The 17,291-nt window shown below is 42.1% G+C and carries 13 protein-coding genes and 1 pseudogene; 5 read left to right on the forward strand and 9 right to left on the reverse strand.

Annotated elements, in window-relative coordinates; genetic code table 11:
• Positions 1–266 precede the first annotated feature (266 nt).
• Positions 267–4,571 (reverse strand): S-layer homology domain-containing protein, encoded by a 4,305-nt coding sequence (locus L1028_RS19905; protein WP_234538514.1) that lies wholly within the window; start codon positions 4,569–4,571, stop codon positions 267–269.
• Between the two features lie 167 nt (positions 4,572–4,738).
• On the opposite strand from L1028_RS19905, the gene L1028_RS19910 reads away from it, so the two are divergent.
• Positions 4,739–4,870, forward strand: a complete 132-nt coding sequence (locus L1028_RS19910) for a DUF4023 domain-containing protein (protein ID WP_060627025.1) — start codon at positions 4,739–4,741, stop codon at positions 4,868–4,870.
• A 115-nt stretch (positions 4,871–4,985) separates the two neighbouring features.
• Here the strand turns inward: L1028_RS19910 and L1028_RS19915 are convergent, their stop codons facing one another.
• The gene (locus L1028_RS19915; RefSeq protein WP_234538516.1) at positions 4,986–5,690 is read right to left on the reverse strand and encodes a copper amine oxidase N-terminal domain-containing protein; all 705 of its coding nucleotides are present in this window, start codon (positions 5,688–5,690) and stop codon (positions 4,986–4,988) included.
• 188 nt (positions 5,691–5,878) lie between these two features.
• Positions 5,879–6,400, reverse strand: coding sequence for a GNAT family N-acetyltransferase (locus L1028_RS19920; RefSeq protein ID WP_234538518.1), 522 nt, complete (start codon positions 6,398–6,400; stop codon positions 5,879–5,881).
• Between the two features lie 164 nt (positions 6,401–6,564).
• On the opposite strand from L1028_RS19920, the gene mbcS reads away from it, so the two are divergent.
• Positions 6,565–8,160 carry an acyl-CoA synthetase MbcS gene (gene mbcS / locus L1028_RS19925; protein WP_234538781.1) on the forward strand — a complete coding sequence of 532 codons (1,596 nt, stop codon included), beginning with the start codon at positions 6,565–6,567 and terminating at the stop codon, positions 8,158–8,160.
• A 78-nt stretch (positions 8,161–8,238) separates the two neighbouring features.
• On the opposite strand, the gene L1028_RS19930 is transcribed toward mbcS, so the two are convergent.
• Together L1028_RS19930 and L1028_RS19935 are read right to left on the reverse strand one after the other, a co-directional pair.
• On the reverse strand, positions 8,239–8,817 hold the full coding sequence (locus tag L1028_RS19930) for an HDOD domain-containing protein (protein ID WP_234538520.1): 579 nt from the start codon (positions 8,815–8,817) through the stop codon (positions 8,239–8,241).
• 11 nt (positions 8,818–8,828) lie between these two features.
• Positions 8,829–9,269 carry a HEAT repeat domain-containing protein gene (locus L1028_RS19935; protein WP_234538522.1) on the reverse strand — a complete coding sequence of 147 codons (441 nt, stop codon included), beginning with the start codon at positions 9,267–9,269 and terminating at the stop codon, positions 8,829–8,831.
• A gap of 227 nt (positions 9,270–9,496) precedes the next feature.
• On the opposite strand from L1028_RS19935, the gene L1028_RS19940 reads away from it, so the two are divergent.
• From L1028_RS19940 to L1028_RS19950, 3 genes and pseudogenes are all read left to right on the forward strand, one after another.
• Positions 9,497–9,871: a DUF4358 domain-containing protein gene (locus L1028_RS19940; RefSeq protein ID WP_234538524.1), complete on the forward strand. Its 375-nt coding sequence runs from the start codon at positions 9,497–9,499 to the stop codon at positions 9,869–9,871.
• Positions 9,872–9,988: 117 nt separating this feature from the next.
• A pseudogene (locus L1028_RS19945) lies at positions 9,989–11,044 on the forward strand (MBOAT family O-acyltransferase); the annotation flags it as partial.
• 58 nt (positions 11,045–11,102) lie between these two features.
• Entirely contained in the window at positions 11,103–11,258 is a 156-nt protein-coding gene (locus L1028_RS19950; protein WP_234538526.1) for a hypothetical protein, read from the forward strand.
• 257 nt (positions 11,259–11,515) lie between these two features.
• Here L1028_RS19950 and L1028_RS19955 read toward each other — a convergent pair whose 3' ends face one another.
• The 4 genes from L1028_RS19955 to gshAB form a co-directional block, all read right to left on the reverse strand.
• The gene (locus tag L1028_RS19955; protein WP_234538535.1) at positions 11,516–12,910 is read right to left on the reverse strand and encodes a sensor histidine kinase; all 1,395 of its coding nucleotides are present in this window, start codon (positions 12,908–12,910) and stop codon (positions 11,516–11,518) included.
• Positions 12,894–13,541, reverse strand: a complete 648-nt coding sequence (locus tag L1028_RS19960) for a response regulator transcription factor (protein WP_234538537.1) — start codon at positions 13,539–13,541, stop codon at positions 12,894–12,896. The genes L1028_RS19955 and L1028_RS19960 overlap by 17 nt, the downstream gene beginning before the upstream one ends.
• Before the next feature lie 10 nt (positions 13,542–13,551).
• Positions 13,552–14,835: a glycoside hydrolase family 5 protein gene (locus tag L1028_RS19965; protein ID WP_234538540.1), complete on the reverse strand. Its 1,284-nt coding sequence runs from the start codon at positions 14,833–14,835 to the stop codon at positions 13,552–13,554.
• 125 nt (positions 14,836–14,960) lie between these two features.
• The gene (gshAB, locus tag L1028_RS19970) at positions 14,961–17,291 is read right to left on the reverse strand and encodes a bifunctional glutamate--cysteine ligase GshA/glutathione synthetase GshB (RefSeq protein ID WP_234538542.1); all 2,331 of its coding nucleotides are present in this window, start codon (positions 17,289–17,291) and stop codon (positions 14,961–14,963) included.

The raw sequence follows: 17,291 nt of genomic DNA on the forward strand, positions 1-17,291 counted from the left end.
TTTAATGTCTCAGCAGCAACTCTTATACTATATCATGTTCGGCTATTTAATGTCAAGCTCTTTTTTAACTTCTTTTTCGAGCTCGGCATGTGTATTTCTTGGCCGGACTTAGAATATATCACGTATAGGAACTCATTGCAAGCATTATTTTAAAATTCATATTATTTCATAAAAAAACAATAAACACAAAAGAGCCCCAGCATATAAGCTGAGACCCCGTTGTTCGACACAAGCTAAGCTTGAGTTCATTTCACGCAGATAATAGATTACTTCTGCCCTTTTTCTAATAATGCAAGGATTATGGTAACCGCCTCTGCTCTTGTTGCCTTTTGGTTAGGTGCAAATTTATTCTGCCCTACACCATTCACAAGGCCTGATTTCGCTGCTGCTGCAATATACGGCACAGCCCATGCTGGTACATCCTTAGCATCATTGAAGGTTAATGTCGCTTTAGGATCTACCGTAATACCAAGAGCACGAACAACCATAACTGCTAATTCTGTACGTGTTAGCTCCTGTGTAGGACGGAATGTCCCATCATCATATCCACTGATAATTTGCAGTGATACAGCCTGTGCCACAAAAGACTTAGCCCATGTAGGAATCTTCGCAGAATCCTTAAAACTTGAAGTGTCACCATTCTCCGGCAATTGCAATGCACGTGCCAGCATTGTGATAAATTCAACCCGATTTACTTTCTGATTCGGACGGAAAGTATCATCTGGATAACCGCTAACGAAGCCAGCTGCTACTGCTTTTTCGATAACAGCAGCTGCCCAGTGATTGCTAGTATCCGTTAAAGATGGCTTACTAACTGGCGTCGCAGTTGGTGAAGGCGCCGTTGTTGGTGCTGGTGTAGCTGTTGGCGCTACTGTTGGTGTTGCTGTCGGTTTTGTTGTTGGTGCTGTTGTCGGCGCTGTTGTTGGTTTTGTTGTTGGCTCTGTTGTTGGTCCTGTTGTTGGTGTTGGTGTTGGTGTTGGTGTTGGTGTTGGTGTAACTCCACCATTCTCATCACCTTTAACAATGCCGAACTCTTCTAGGACGTATGGTTTAGCCTCATTAACATTCTGATCAATCTCATAAGATACAGCTGTCAGCCTCCCTGCATCTACAGTGATACCAACAAAGGTCTGAACTTGACCGCGTTTTGGACGCGTAGCATCACTTGGGTCCGCTCCGTATTTAGCAGCTGTATTCTCATTGGCTACTTCAAAGAGATTATAGTACGCATCTCCCAACGCAGGTTTCATGTTCTTGTAGTAAACCTTTGCTCCTGCGGTAGCTGGAATCAGATAGATCGTTCCATCTGGGTTTACTGTGTACTCTACAGTTTGACCATTGAAGCTTTCCTTGATCTTCACTGTGTCTGCTGCAGTTCCGTCAGCCTTGATTGGCTTCGTCCGTGCATAAATATGGTCGTGGCCTTGAAGAACCAAGTCTATGCCCAGCTCAGCCATCATTGGAGCGACTTTCGCTCTTTCTCCATTAGCACCCATAATGTCTTTGTCAGTAGCGTGGTTAGAAGTTGTGTATGGTCCTTTATGCATAGCGACGATAATCCACTTCGCTCCAGCAGCCTTCGCTGCTTTTACATCGGCCTTCATCCAATCCAATTGTGCTTTGCTGAAGTTAGCATATTCGTCCGAATTCTCATTCGTGTTCAAGACTACAAAGTGCGCATTGCTGTAATCATAGGAGTAGTACGCTCCTGTTTCTGTTGGTGAGCCTGCTGCTTCCTTAATATTATAGTGCTCATAGAAGGCATTCGCTTTATCCTCATGGTTCCCCGCAACTGGAACAATAGTTGTATTAAGCAAGGTTTCCTGCGAATGGCCAAGCAACCAATTCCACTGTGATTCATTGGTTCCAGTATCTACGATATCTCCATTAATCGCCACAAACTCAGCATTCGGGAATGTCGTAAGGGCTTTTGCCATCGTTTCACCGGAAAGAATAGCCTCATCTTCCGTCTTAGCTTGTGTATCCGCCAGATCGATGAAAGTAAATGCACCTGTCTTAGCAGCAGTTTCGAAAGTACCCACTGCACTCCACAATCCTAGTGCTTTATCACCTACACGGAAGTAGTATTTCGTATCAGCCTTAAGGCCAGAAGCTTCAGCTTTATGAACTAATTCATCCTTTGAATTTCTGGAAACAGCTGAACGTCCTGTAAACTCAGCAGCTTTTGCAAAGTCCGGAGTAACGCCCGTATTATCTACAACCTGCAGATCGCTTCCTGCAGATTTTAAAGCTGTGTACCAAGTGAATCCTTTTGCACTCACTGGGTCGCCATTAAAGGTAACTGTAACTTTTTTGATAGAATCCGTAGAAGCAATTTTAGCTTCTGAATTTGTTCTGTCACTTACAGCTTTGATAACAAATTGATAGGTTTGGTTCGGATTAGTATTTTCTACAGTGTAACTATAAGAAGTTTGACCTTCCGTATTAGGAACACTGACTGTCCAGTTTGCAGATAACAGATCATTTTGCTCGTAAATGCGATATCCCGATACTGGTGCACCGGATGCAGGCGCATCCCAAGTTAACGTGATTTTACCGCCATCAGCTACAGTAGCTTTTGCATTTTGCACAGGTTTAACAGCTACGTCCGACTTATGAATGCTGTAATTATCATACAAGTCTGTAGATCCACCAGTTGTCGTGGTGTAGGCCTCATATGAAAGCTCATCATTCGTTACAGTCATACCTGTGAACATTTCCTTACCAGGCTGTCCGAATTTAGCTGCAAATGGAAATGGTCCTGAGCCTACATTATATTTTTTATTGCCCGCTGCATTTGTAATCAGATATAACGTGCCCTTAGGGTCAGTGACTACTCCATTAGTGTCCGGAACAATATCCGTCAATGGCTTATTGCCGTACATTTGATAGCTTCTAGAAAAGGTGTGGTCATGTCCACCAATTACCATGTCAATGCCAAGCTCATCAAACACCTTGGTCAAATTTGCTCTGTAATAGAGTACATCTGTATCATTTGTGTGATTCGCAACGGAATAAGGAGATTTATGCAGAAGCACAATCTTCCACTTCTGATCGCTTTTCGCGGCTTCACTGCGTAGCCATTGCACTTGTTTGTTGTAAATTTCGTTATTCTCAAGATTCGAACTAGCACCATAATATTCTGTATTTATCACCATAAAGTGCGCGGAACCGTAGTCAAAAGAATATACAGAGCCATCCGGCTTCGCGCCTGTGTTCGAGACATTAGGCAAATTAAAATGGGAAGTATAATTGCTATAATTCTTGCTTTCATGGTTACCTACCAAAGGAACCAACGGAATATTCGCCAGAATATCCTTTGGCTTGTTGAAGAACCATGACCATTGCTCCTCAATATCACCGTTGTCTACCAAATCACCGGAATTCAGAATGAATTCACTTGTCGGGAATTTAGCCAATCCCTCTTGAAGGGTATGATTCCAAATATCAAAATCACCTTCAGTTGTTCCTTGAGAATCCGTTGTATATAAGAACTTAAAGGCTTGATTACTGGAGCTTTCTGTTTTAAAGGTTCCTACGTCACTCCAATTGTCAGCTTGTCCATCCCCAGCACGGTAAGCATACTCCGTTCCCGGCTGTAAATGATCTGCGATGACCTTATGGCTAGTCAGTACAACTGGTTTTTTAGCTGACTTATCCGCCTTTGTCATATACACACTTTTTGTAACCGATGTTCCTTCGTAAGTTTGAGCACCTATCGGGAACTGACCGTCCACTAATTTAGAAGCTTCTACTACTTCAAGCTTGGTACCCGTCACACTCTCAGGTGCATACCAGTTGAACCCCATACTAGTTTGAGGGTTTCCGTTAAAAGTCAGTGCGATGGAATCAGGCTTACCAACTCCAGGTTCTACAACCTGCGTTGCTGGATAAGCTATCAGGCTCATATCCCAATACAGGTCAGAACTAGTTTCACCAGTCTGATGAACTTCAGCTGAAAGTTCATTTCTTCCATCTTTCAAATTAGTCTTTACGAGTTCCGTTAGATCAACCTTTGTGTACTCATTAGGATCACCGGCACCAGTTGTACTCAGTGTTTGATAGTTGATTTCACCTGCAGGCATAGCCTCACGGTAGATTTCTTTATCGTTCAGATACAGCACAACTCCATCATCAAACGCGAAGTTTCCCAAGATTTTATCGGATTTTGTAATCTCTTCCTTATTCACAGTTACATTTGTGCGGAAATAGGAAGTAAGATATTTCTTCTTTTTATCAGAACCGTAGCTTATATTTGTTTTCAGAGCACCAAATTGCTTGCTGCTGACTCCGGCTCCACTATCTTTATAACCAAGCGGTGCTTGACCAGTTGCCCATGTTGAATCGTCATACACAGACCGCCATGCCGTCCCTTGATCTGTTCCGTGATCTAGATACTTCCACGTAGAATTCCCTGCCAATAATGTAACAGGTTCTAGCGATTGTAATTGCAGTAGTCCAGCATCCCCATTGCTGTCTTCAGCATAAGCTGGTATTCCTGTGAATGTAATTCCCAGTGCCATAACGAAAGCTAAAGTCATGGATACAGCTTGTTTAAATAACCTGTTCATAATCAGTCTCCCTTACTGTTCTATGAAATGCTTGCATCCATTTATAGTAACTATTAAATATTTTCACAATGTCTTTATAAACATAGAAGTTTGTAAAGTACATCGTGTATGTATTCTTACAAAAGTGGTTAAAGTAACGCCAAGGTTGCCAATCAAGGAGGATAAACATGGACGATACTCATGCTTTTGTAGAAAAATTACACGACACCCAAAAGAAAGCTGAAAAGAATAAAGAGCATCACGGTAAAGGGACACCCAGTCAAAAGTTGCCTACTAAGCAGCACAGTAAAAACCCGTAAAAAGCAAGGTTACGCTTTATCGACAAGATAATAGGCTTTACCAAAAAAAAAAGCAGCAAGCCCTCCATAAGGAGTGACTTGCTGCTTTACTTTTCCGGGACAATGTACGTCAGAGTTATTTACTCCATTTCACTACATTCACTGCTACTTTTTCTAATTGCGTCTTACTCAGTGTTTTATTCGGGGAACTAATAGTAACAAAACGATCATCCAGTTTATAGGTCAGGAGCAACGAATCATTAGATGGGCTATACCATTTAGCTTCGGTTCCGTTAGAGAGCTTTACGGTTTCACCTTTATATTCGTAAGAGTAATCACGAGGAGAAACGTTCACCTTCATCTGCTTAAACATAAAGTTCACACCATCATCAGAGCTCACTACTTTTTGAAATGCGTCTCCACTCACCATTTGAGTAGGTGCATAGGCTGTTTCGAACCCTTGGAAATTGGCGAAGGCTTTAACAATGTCTTCTTTCTGAGTGCTGCTGTATTGTACAGGAGTCAGAGAATTCGTGTCCGTTACCGTACCTCCAGTACCAAGAATAACCTGATTATTTACCGCATCAAAGGTCACAGGTACCTTCATAACATCCGCTATCGCACGCACAGGAAGATAGGTTGTATTGTTATAAGTAATTGGGGCTAATGAGTTTCCTTTATTATCTACTGGCGTATAAGCTGTGCCATTCACCTTAAATCCAATGCTGTGATTGAGGTATGCCGTAATTTTCTGAAGTTTAGTTCCCGCGTACACACCAGCTGATCCTGTGACTGCCATCCCAAACACCATTGTTGCTATAAGTAATTTTTTATTTTTCATAAGTAAATCCTCCTTAGAAGTTCAATCTTTGTTCTTACTTTAGCTCAAACGAATTATGATTATGTCTCTAAGTTGTTTCTAACTTGTACCCATTTTGTAAAGAAAAAAATCAGCAAATCATTCATTTATATAAAATAAAAACAGCAACCCACTTATCCTAGAAGGATCGTACGGATTGCTGTTAGAGATTAGCCTTGATACGGTGTTGTAACCTTATACACTTCTGTATATAAAATTTCTCTATAAAGATTGAATTCTTCTACATCGACAGGGTTAGGGTAAGTCATAATTTGAAGCGGTAAATCAGCATTTTCCTCACGCAGAGGGGGCTGCACATACGCATAAGGATTCAAATGGAAGCCCAGTCGCTCATAAAAGCCAATTCTCCGTTGTTCCATTTCACCCAGTGGCGGCTCTACTTCAAGAAGTACAGGCTTGCCCGACTGACGGATATATTCTTCCATCAGCTTTTTACCAATGCCCCCACCTCTTATCCTTGGGTCCACTGCAATATGTTCTACAAATCGAAATCCTGGAAACTCCCAGCAAGCTATAAAAGCAATGATTTTCCCCTCAGCATTCACTTCGGTAATCAATCGGTAATGTGGAACATCCAATAACTCCTGTTGTCCCTCATAGGTTCTGATCTCTGAGGTGGGAAAAGAGGCTTCCATAATAGCGAATATTTCATCAAAAGTTGTATGATTCATAACATAGTTCTCACTTTCTGGATTTATATTTACACAAGTTATCTTAACCTTCTAAACCCTATGATATCAAATTTAAGCATCAAGGTACTAGTACCTGGTACTAGGATAACGTGCTATACTAAGCATAACAGTTATACACATCTTGTTTTATATAGGAGAGGTTCATATTGAATAATCAGCAGTGGATCGCACCTGAGTACTACAATCTCACTTCGGAAATGGAACGTCATGCTCCGGAAAAGATTGCACTTAAGTGGTTGAATGAACAAGGAGACTACGAGGAGATCACTTACGGAGCTCTTCGCAAGCAAGCTAACCAACTTGCCGGAGGGCTCGCAGCACTCGGCCTTCAGCAAGGGGATCGTGTTCTTGTAATGGTTCCGCGTCGAATCATCGCTTATGTCATCTATTTAGCATGTCTGAAGCTAGGACTTGCCATTATCCCTTCATCAGAAATGCTTCGCGCCAAGGATTTATCCTATCGTCTGCGGCATTCTGAATCCAGAGCCGTTATTGCCTGGTCCGAGGTCACTGAGGAAGTTAATAAAATATCGGATGATCTGCCTGCTCTCGATTACCGATTTTCTGTATCCGGCGACTCTGACGAGCTTGGTCAAGGCTGGCTAGATCTAGAAGGTCTAATGATTGATCAGCCAGATGAGTTCGCAGCAGTCAAAAGCCACCGTGATGATATGGCGATCTTGGCCTATACCTCTGGCACAACCGGCAACCCTAAAGCAGTTGTTCATAGTCATGGTTGGGGTTATGCTCACTTACGGATCACTTCACCGCAATGGCTCGATATTAAAGAAACAGACACCGTCTGGGCAACAGCAGCACCAGGTTGGCAGAAGTGGATCTGGAGCCCTTTCTTAACCGTCCTTGGCAACGGGGCGACCGGGTTCGTATATAGTGGAGCTTTTCATCCTAAAAAATATTTACAGCTGCTACAGGATCACAACATCGAGGTGTTATGCTGCACGCCAACCGAATATCGCTTAATGGCCAAATTGGAAGATCTCAGTCAGTATGACTTGTCCCACCTTCGCTGCGCTGTTTCTGCTGGAGAGCCTTTGAATCAAGAGGTTATCAACACCTTCCAGCGTGAATTCAATATCACAATTCGTGATGGTTATGGTCAAACAGAAAGTACGCTAATCATCGGCACACTTAAAGATACACCTATTCGAATAGGTTCTATGGGTAAGTCTATTGCTCCGGGCCTAGTTGAAGTGGTAGACGAAGACGGCACTCCGTTACCTGCTGGAGTCGTTGGAGATATCGCAGTGCACCTAAGTATGCCAGCATTATTCCATACCTATTACAAAGACCCCGGCAGAAAAGAAAGCTGTACTCACGGTGAGTTCTTCATAACTGGCGACCGGGCACGGAAAGATGAAGAGGGTTATTTCTGGTTCGAGGGCCGAGGAGATGACATTATCATTAGCTCAGGTTACACCATTGGTCCTTTCGAAGTAGAGGAAGCCCTTATGAAACATGCTTCGGTTAAGGAATGCGCGGTCGTTGCAAGTCCGGATGAAATCCGCGGACACATCGTTAAAGCTTTTATTGTACTAAAAGATGAGACCGCCGCTTCTCCAGAGCTTGTGAAGGAGCTGCAATCCCATGTTAAAGAGTGGACAGCGCCTTATAAATATCCACGCAAAATCGAGTTCATTCAGGATCTGCCGAAGACCGCTTCGGGTAAAATACGGAGAGTAGAGCTGCGGGAGCAGGAGAACCGTGCTGCGCAGGAGTAACATAACAGTAGATACTTAAAACAAAGAGCAGCTAGTCCGTAATTGGGCTGCTGCTCTTCTTTATAGGGTATCAGCTTGTTACTCGGACCAATATTTCGCATCCGGGTTCAGAGCCGCGCCTACTTCACCCTCTTTTACTAAATCGCAATCGAGGTAACCCTCTTCATCCAGGAAATAAACCTCCTGCTTGTAGAACTCACATAAAGTCTCCAGGAACTTTTCAGGTGATTCATACATGACAATCAGATCCCCAAAATCATGCAGCAGGTCACATACACGTTCCACACCATCTGCAGATCTATAGTAACAAATGAAATCGCTACCGTAGTTCGTTAAGATCGGCAAGATAATTCCATCCACTTGATGGCCTTTTTCCTCCAATATTCCAGCTAAAATCTTCATCTCTGCTTCATATTCATTAATATGAATTAGACGATACCCTGGAATAAATTCGATCAGACTTGGTTCTTCTTCCTCACTGCTTGTGCCTGAAACTGTGTTATAGATGGCCTTCAGCAGTGCAGGGGTTTCCGGAAAAACCGACGTAATCTTCGCTTCATTATCACCTTTACCTAAGCTTGCAATATAGTCAGGGCGTAATTCAGCGGAAAGCTTAAGGTATTCTTGAAATTGTTCAATTAAGTTGTTAATTTGCATGTTGTCATCCTTTACTTGTTCGAGGAATTCCACATCTTCATCAGCCACGCGTCAAATTCAGCGCCCTTTTCGCCTTCGTAAATATCGTACACGTCGATTCTCATCTTCTTCAGCTTCTCTTTGAAATCTTCGTACGAATGATCTCTTGGCAAGCTCTTCTTGATTCTCAGGAGTATTTTGGATACGCCTTTTACTAGCTCTGGTTTATTCTTGGACGGTGCTTTAACATCTTCGCCGAATGCCTTCAGTTTAAGGTAAGCCGCTTCTTGAACTGTATATACAGGATCGCTCTCCATTAAACGCATCAGGATATCGATAATTTGTTTGTGGTTAGTCTGTCCCAGTTCTTCAACAGCTTCTAGACGGGCTCTCCAATCCGCAGAGCGGTTGGCAGCTTTCTTTAATTCCTCGTAATTCTCCGGTAGTCCATTATTGTTCAGTTCTTCGATCATTCCGTTCAATCCCCTTCTATTCAAAACTATCTATCTAACAGTAACAGTATAACCAACCATTGCGCAAGCTAAGAAAGGAAGATCTTTGCATGACCTTTTCATTCAAACATATTTCCATAAAATCGGGGTAAAGTATTCATAAGAAAGTGTCCCGCAACATTCTATAGACTCTTTACATTAGTTAACTAGAGAAACGTAGATCAAACACACCAAGGAGAGTGACCTAATTGAAAAAACATACCTTCATTCTAGCGTTAACTATTGTATTAAGTGTAATGCTTAGCGCCTGTTCCAGTAGTAACAATGAAGCCGTTGTCGAAACCAATCTGACGCCGAAAGAAATGATCGACGAAATGCTCGCAAAAGTGGAACAACCTTCATTAATGGAAGTTGAAGCAGATATGGTGGGTCAGCTGTACCATCTAGATCCAGCATTACTTGAAGATTATAGCATTAGAATACCAATGATGAATGTGAAAAGTAATGAAATTTCTATTTTGAAAGTTAAAGATGCAAAAGATATCTCTACTGTCGAAACCGCCGTCAAAGAGCGTGCGACTGATATTCAAAAGCAATTCGAACAATACCTTCCGGATGTATAAGAACGCCCAAAATACAAGCTGGCCAAAAAAGGAAATTATATCTTATTCGTGATTTCCGAGAGCGCAGATCTGCTGGTGACTGAATTCGATACCTTGTTTACTAAAAAATAATTAGCGATGGTATTCAGCAGCCTACTGTTCCTACTCCTGTTCCTGCCGGCTGTACTTGCACTCTACTATGTTTCGCCTTGGCGAATCAAAAACCTCATATTGTTCTTAAGCAGTCTGGTGTTTTATGCTTGGGGCGAACCGGTCTACATTGTAATTATGTTGCTGTCCACCATTACGGATTACGGCTTTGGTCTACTTCTTAGTAGACCGAAGCTAACTACGGTACAGCACAAGTGGATTGTGGTTAGCTCTATGGTTATTAACCTGGGCTTATTGTCGTATTTCAAATATGCAGATTTTCTCATTCAAAATGTAAACGAACTCCTCGGTACTCATATCCCATTAACTGATTTACCACTACCTATTGGGATTTCGTTCTATACCTTTCAATCCATGTCCTACATCATTGACGTCTACAGAGGAACTGCTAAGGCACAGCGAAATTGGATTGATTTCGGTACGTTTGTAGCCTTGTTCCCGCAATTAGTAGCCGGTCCTATCGTTCAATACAACACCATTGCAGAGCAATTACGAACGCGTTCGATGGATATCCCCATGTTCGCAGAGGGTGTACGAAGATTCATTATCGGACTAGCCAAAAAAGTGCTGCTTGCCAATAACATCGGCCTGCTCTGGAACACCATATCCAGCTCCAATCTGGAGTCCATGCCTGCTTTAACCGCTTGGATTGGCATTGTTGCGTTTGCTTTTCAGATCTATTTTGATTTCAGTGGATATTCGGATATGGCGGTTGGCCTCGGGCTTATGTTCGGCTTCCGCTTTAATGAGAACTTCAACAAACCTTATATTTCACAGAGCATTACCGACTTCTGGCGGAGATGGCATATTTCCCTTAGCAGTTGGAATCGTGACTACGTATATGTCCCGCTTGGAGGCAACCGCCGGGGGTTAGGCATTCAGGTGCGCAATATCCTCATCGTCTGGCTGTTGACGGGAATCTGGCACGGAGCAAGCTGGAATTTTCTACTCTGGGGATTATACTTTTGGGTTATTCTTATCTTTGAAAAATGGTGGGGATTAAAGCTACTGAGCCGCCTACCGGGCTGGGGAGAAGCTGCTTGTTATCAAGGACTCTTATGCGCATAGTGTCATTCCTTTTTTGACTCAGCATGTACCGGAAATCCACGTGATCGACATTCGTTATTATAACGGGAGTATCAGTGAGTACATGACTCAGAATGATATCAAGGATGTATTGATGTTGTTTAATACGGCTACTTTTGTTGATAATTCGGCGCTTTTGAAGCTTAATTAAAAGTTCTCGGGAAAAGGTAACAGGCGTAACTGCCGGAATGTTTGGACTTTCGGTCGCTGTTGTCTCCAGATGTTTTTGATTTTACCGCCTTCAGCGGATAACATCCGGAGACAAAGGCGAACGCTCCGCTCCTACAGTTCCAAAATTCCCTCCGTTACTTTCCACCTTTTCAAAGGTATAAAACTTTAAGATCAAACTTCAACAGCCAACCTCAACGGATAACCTCAACAGGAAAATCTAACCACATAACTTCAACATCAATCCTCAACATCAAACCAAACACTAAAACTAATATACGAGTCCTCTAAAGTGGCTTCGTATTTCAGATCATTCTTAGCTAGAATCTCCGCGACAATAGACAGGCCAAGTCCAGTTCCGGAGATTTCTTTATTCCGAGACTCCTCGATGACATAGAACGGGTCCCAGATATACGCTAGTTGCTTCTCTGTTAGACGCGTGGTTTTATTAGTAATGGTGAATTTAAGAGTGCCGTGGGTATCATTCACTACTGAGATTCCAAAGATATTCTCTTCCCCATATTTAATGGCATTACTAATTAAGTTGTTGAATACAATCTCTATCTGGCTGATATCCTCTTCAACGATGGATCGTTCAACCGAATGGAAGTCGGTCTGTAAGGTCAGGTTTTTATTTTTAAGCGTAATGTTATATTGTGAGATCACTTTGAGCAGAAGCTCTTTAAGATCGAATTTCTCTTTATGCACTTCGGTCTTTTGAATCTTGGACAGCTTAATTAAGTAATCCACCATAACCGAAGTATACTTCACCTGTTCCAAAATGATATCCGTATACGTACCATCATCCAACTCGTCTTGAATGCCAATGGTATATGCTTGGATTAAGGATAACGGTGTTTTTACCTCGTGTGAAATGCTTGAGATCAGTGTGTTTAAGCTTTGATTTTTCTTTTCCAGTTCTGCATGGGCGCTTTTCAAACGCTGACTCATCTGGTTAATGCTTTTGGATAACTCTTCGATTTCATCCCCCGATTTAATCGTCACTTGTTTAAAATCAAGATTGGAGATATCCTTCGCCACATCCTGTAACTGCTCTAATGGGGTAATGATCTTTTTCGAAAAATAAGCCACTAACAGCAAGCTGATAATAATCCCCAAAAGAATGGAATAGAAGCTGAATTGATTTACGATATTTAAAGCATCTGTATTATGTACAACTACAGTGCCGATGAGGATTAGACTGCCATCCTGCTCGTATATTTTCGTTAACAGGCTGGACTTCAATTTCCCCTGATTAAATAATAGATTCACCGTTTTTCCTTCATTTACCTTTTGCAAAACTTCTTCCGTAATCCAGAACTTATTGAGTGCCACCTTATCTTTATACAACGCAAATTGAATGTTCTCGTTGATTATTGTTGCGCTTCCGTTGTTCTCAACCCTAACTATCGTTACATTGTTATTGTTCTCGATCGCTGTTTCTTTCTCCATGAGCTGATCCAGACTGAGATCCTTTACTTCGTCATAAATGGCGTTAATTTTGGTCTTCATCTTATATAGGTAATAATCGGACGAGAAAAAGTTGTGCAATAAGTAGGACGTCCCAAACACAATCAGCAGAATGATACTTACCATAATCAATAACTTCGTGTTTATTTTATTGATTTTTATCATGGAAGCTGTACCCCATTCCCCTATGTGTGATTACGTGGTCAGCCCCAATCTTATCGCGCAATCTCTTGATATGTGTATCCACGGTTCGTTCTTCGCCAAGATAGTCCATCCCCCAAACGGAAGATAACAAAGAATCTCTGGACAAAATCCGGCCTTTATTCTCATATAGGAAGGTTAGCAGTTCAAACTTTTTTTTATAAAGAGACAGCTCCTCCCCATTCTTGAACACTTTTTTTCGCTCAAAATCAATTTCTAAGTCCCGTATAGCCGCTACTTTTTCGGTACCCAGCATTTTTTTGATTCTCAGCATTAAGATCCGTGGGTCGAATGGTTTTCTTATATATTCATCTGCACCGATATCTAAAGCGCTAAATTCATCATCATGGGAAGAACGGGCGGTCAGTATCACCACTTTAGCTAAACTAACCTGCTTGATTTCATTGCACACCTCAATCCCGCTTCGCTTAGGCATCATCCAATCCAGTACTACAAGGTCGATCTTATTCGAAAAAAAGAGCTCCAGCGCCTCCTCCCCATCCGCTGCTATCCAAACGTTATAGCCCTCTTTTTCAAAATAAGTCTTCAATATGGATGTCATATGTTTCTCATCATCGGCAATTAGAATGTTCAAGTAGCATCATTTACTCCTTTCTTTCCAGTCCTTTCTTCAATACTCCCCATATTGGGTTATCCACTACTGTCCGAGGTGGCTGTTCGCCTTTCTCTATCGCTTGCCAATACTCCCACGTAGGAGGTTTATTACCTAGTTCGTAATCCATACCGTCCCAAGTATCCTCGCGGAAAGCATAAAACGCCCAGTGCCAGCCGAAATCATCGAAAATCGAAATTAAATCAGCCATATATTGATCTGCACCTTTTACTAATCGATTCGTGCCAAACTCTTCTGCAACAATCCGATTTGCGGGGATGTTATGTTCCTTTGCCCACTGCGCAACAGGTTCTAGAAATTCCTTTAAGGCTTCCTTATTAAAAGCTTTTTCCGTTTTATCTTCCCCGACCTTTATCGTCCCTGGATATTCATAGGTTAATCCTTTTTTCTTATTTTGGCTGGTTAACTCGTAAGGCTCGTACATATGAAAAGCATACAACACATTCTCGTCTTCGATCGGTTTCAAATATTTAAAGGCCCAAGGTGTAGCATACAGGCCAGAATTTACGATAATTGGCGTCTTAGAATCTACGGTACGAATAGCGGTCACTATCGTCTCATATAAAAGATTCAAATCCGCTGGGGTGTTCTCCACTGAGCTATACCATTCGCTGTAGTCCTGTGTCCAGAAGTCATGAAATCCAGCCGCGGTCTCAGGATGTGGCTCATTAATCAAGTTATAACCGATTACTGCAGGATGATCTTTCAACCGGCTTGCCAGATCTCTCCAAAACACTGCCGCTTGTTCATGATAACTGAAATCTTTCCATATCCGATCATCATTTTTGTAATTATTGAACTGTCTCCAGCGATCTCCGGGGAGACTGAGGACGGTCAGCACCACTTTGGAGCCCCGAGCCTCGGCTGCATCTAAGTCCGCTTTTAACTCGGAAAAATCCTCCTCAACAATCCCTTCATACTTATCTGCATTCCCTATTAGAAAATCTTTATCCGGGTTCGCATCCGGTTTGTCATTAAACAAAAAGTCACTGTCTTTTGCCCATTTATCGGGTGCCAAACGAATGAATTCAATATTCTGCTCTTTGGCAGCATCATAGTTTTCCGGTAAAGATTTTGAATTCATGAAATTGGTTCCTTTTCTCTGACCATCCCAGAAGGCTAACTTCTCATTCCTTTCTTTCGTTTCTTCCTTCTTCTCTTCTTTCTTCAGTTCTGGATTGGCTTGCGGTGGTGCCGAACTGCATCCGACAACCAACAATAAGATCAACACGATAAAAGCTTTAGATTTCTTCATTTTCTCACCTCGTAGCCTATCGTAGCGAATCTCTGTTACAAGAGTGTCACAAGGGGTGGAAATTAAGCCGAAATTGTCTCGTTTAAAAACAGAAGCTCAACCAAAAGTACTGGTTGAGCTTCTGTTCATTCTCCAAACAACAGATCCAAAATTCGTTCATCCGCTTGGCGATTCTTGCCTTTAAAAGGATAACAGTGGATATGAATCGCTGGATTAAAATTGATCTCAATAATGCTGTAATTGGTACCCTTCGCCTCTTGCCTAATATCATCAATCATCATGTCTACTCCACAAATAGTGGCCCCCGCAGCTTTAGCAGATTGAATGGCTAGATCTTTATAGCTGTCCGGAATCTCATCTGTAAAGTCTAAGCTGTCTCCACCGGTGCTAATATTCGAGTTCTCCCGTAGGAAGATAACTTCATTTAATGGAGGAACATCACTCCAGGCCTGGGCGTGATTCTTCAAGAACATCTCTTCGGCTTCGCCAATCCGAATCTTCTCAAGCGGAGTTTTGTAGCCACGACCTCTTAGCGGATCCTTATTTTTTTCGTGGACCAGCTCTTCTATCGTATGTACACCATCACCGACCACATTCGCCGGAACCCGGTGCAATACTCCGACCACCTCATCCCCCATGACAAGAAAACGATATTCTTTCCCCGTCATAAATTCCTCAAGCAGCACTGTTCGATCATGCTCGAAGGCAATTGCAAAGGCTTTTTGATAATCTTCTTCGGAGAAATCATCTGTAAAAATAGTAATGCCAAGTCCAAAGTTGGTTGATTTGGGTTTGATCACTATTGGCTTATTACGATAAGTGCCATATGCATTCATTGCCGCTTCCAGATCTCCAAATGCCTCACCTGAAGGAACACGAATGCCTTGTTGTTTGAGAACTTCCTTCGTAACAATTTTATTCTCCATAATTAGTACCGTGCTGTAAGAGTCCAGGGATGTCTTCGTAGCCTGCTTAACGTATTCTTTATGATCGCCTTTCGTAAGTACAACGAAGTTCTCTTCCCGATCGAGCAATTGAAACTTAATCCCACGTTTAACCGCTGCCTTTAGTAGAAGCTGTGTAGATAGCTCCAAAACCTCATATCCTACAAATCGGTATCCATTCGCAAGACTTTCCTCAGCATATTGTTTGGCTTTATTCAGATGATATTTAATAAAAGAAGATTGTTGAACTTCCGACTTCACAATCCCTGCAAAGCTCTGATCTGGATTTAGAATCTTATCCTTAGCTCCGTTCAGAATGTTCGAGAACTGTTTATCCTCTGGGTTCAATAGCTGAATCATATCCTGCATCTCTTGCATACAAATTAAAGCCTTCTGTTCCATTATGCCGCAAGAATCCCCGTAATCATGCAGGCAGCCTTTGATCCCCTCCATGATCAATTGATCCTGATTAAGATTCGCCATCTTCTGATCCTCTACTCCGAACGGTTCGTCCTCTTTCAATAGCATATACAGGATAAACAGATGAATGAAAGTCATTGTTTCTTTGCTAATCCCTATTTTGTAGAGTGGATTCAGATCAATAAAACGGAGCTCCAAATAGGCAATCCCATCCTGCAGCAGCTCCTCTAACGGATGTTTACCTCTTGCCGTCTTCACTCTAACCGGGCTATAGAACTCTTTTACACTTAATAATTCTTCCGATTCAATCAACGCTTGTAAGTCATGTACATATTCCCTAAGCGAGTCAAAAGACACATAGAGAGGCTTTTCATTGCGATACCCGCATTCGCTATTTCGCAGTGAATTCATATTCAGATAATAGAAACTTTTGTCATCATCTGATTCTCCACGTGCCACACATTGCTCCATATAAGTCTTATCAAAAACAGGACTAGCACCTGTTAAATAGATTAGAAGCCAGCGGTATCGCAATAGGTTGCGGGCTATTTTTAAATAGGTAGCATCTTTGAAATCTTTAAAGCTCTCTTGTGGTTCCGCGATATCATGAAGCTTTTTCAGAAATGGTTCATCAAAAGAGAAATTATAATGGATCCCACTCAGCAATTGTCTTTTTCGACCATACTTATCGGCTAGCTGATGTCTATATTCGTCTTCTACCGGATTACCCATTTTGGCAATAGGAATGTCCTTATCATTCGGTAGCATGGGAGGATTACTACTCGGCCACAGATATTCTTCATTAAGCTCTAGCGACACAATATCCTGCAGCGCCTCCAGAAAGTTATAAGTCTCTTCAATAGAATCAAAAGAGGGTGTCACCATTTCAACCTGACTCTCTGAGAAATCCGTTTGAATATAGGGGTTCTCCAGCTTGTTGCCAAAGGCTTTTGGATGTGGTGTCAGCGCAAGGCTTCCCTCTGGATCCACTCTGACATTTTCTTTTTCCAGTCCAAATTCGCCGTGAAAAACCTCCTTATTCAAATGATTATCTTTTAGAAGCTGTATGAGTTTACGATTTAATAAAGCCAT

It is taken from the genome of Paenibacillus pseudetheri, from assembly GCF_924513355.1.
GTDB lineage: Bacteria > Bacillota > Bacilli > Paenibacillales > Paenibacillaceae > Paenibacillus_AQ > Paenibacillus_AQ pseudetheri.

Excerpts from the sequence above, each read along its gene's own strand:
- gshAB (WP_234538542.1), bottom strand. The coding sequence starts at position 17,291 with ATGGCTTTATTAAATCGTAAACTCATACAGCTTCTAAAAGATAATCAT.
- L1028_RS19930 (WP_234538520.1), bottom strand. The coding sequence starts at position 8,817 with ATGCAAATTAACAACTTAATTGAACAATTTCAAGAATACCTTAAGCTT.
- L1028_RS19905 (WP_234538514.1), bottom strand. The coding sequence starts at position 4,571 with ATGAACAGGTTATTTAAACAAGCTGTATCCATGACTTTAGCTTTCGTT.
- L1028_RS19920 (WP_234538518.1), bottom strand. The coding sequence starts at position 6,400 with ATGAATCATACAACTTTTGATGAAATATTCGCTATTATGGAAGCCTCT.
- L1028_RS19955 (WP_234538535.1), bottom strand. The coding sequence starts at position 12,910 with ATGATAAAAATCAATAAAATAAACACGAAGTTATTGATTATGGTAAGT.
- L1028_RS19965 (WP_234538540.1), bottom strand. The coding sequence starts at position 14,835 with ATGAAGAAATCTAAAGCTTTTATCGTGTTGATCTTATTGTTGGTTGTC.
- L1028_RS19915 (WP_234538516.1), bottom strand. The coding sequence starts at position 5,690 with ATGAAAAATAAAAAATTACTTATAGCAACAATGGTGTTTGGGATGGCA.
- L1028_RS19935 (WP_234538522.1), bottom strand. The coding sequence starts at position 9,269 with ATGATCGAAGAACTGAACAATAATGGACTACCGGAGAATTACGAGGAA.
- L1028_RS19910 (WP_060627025.1), top strand. The coding sequence starts at position 4,739 with ATGGACGATACTCATGCTTTTGTAGAAAAATTACACGACACCCAAAAG.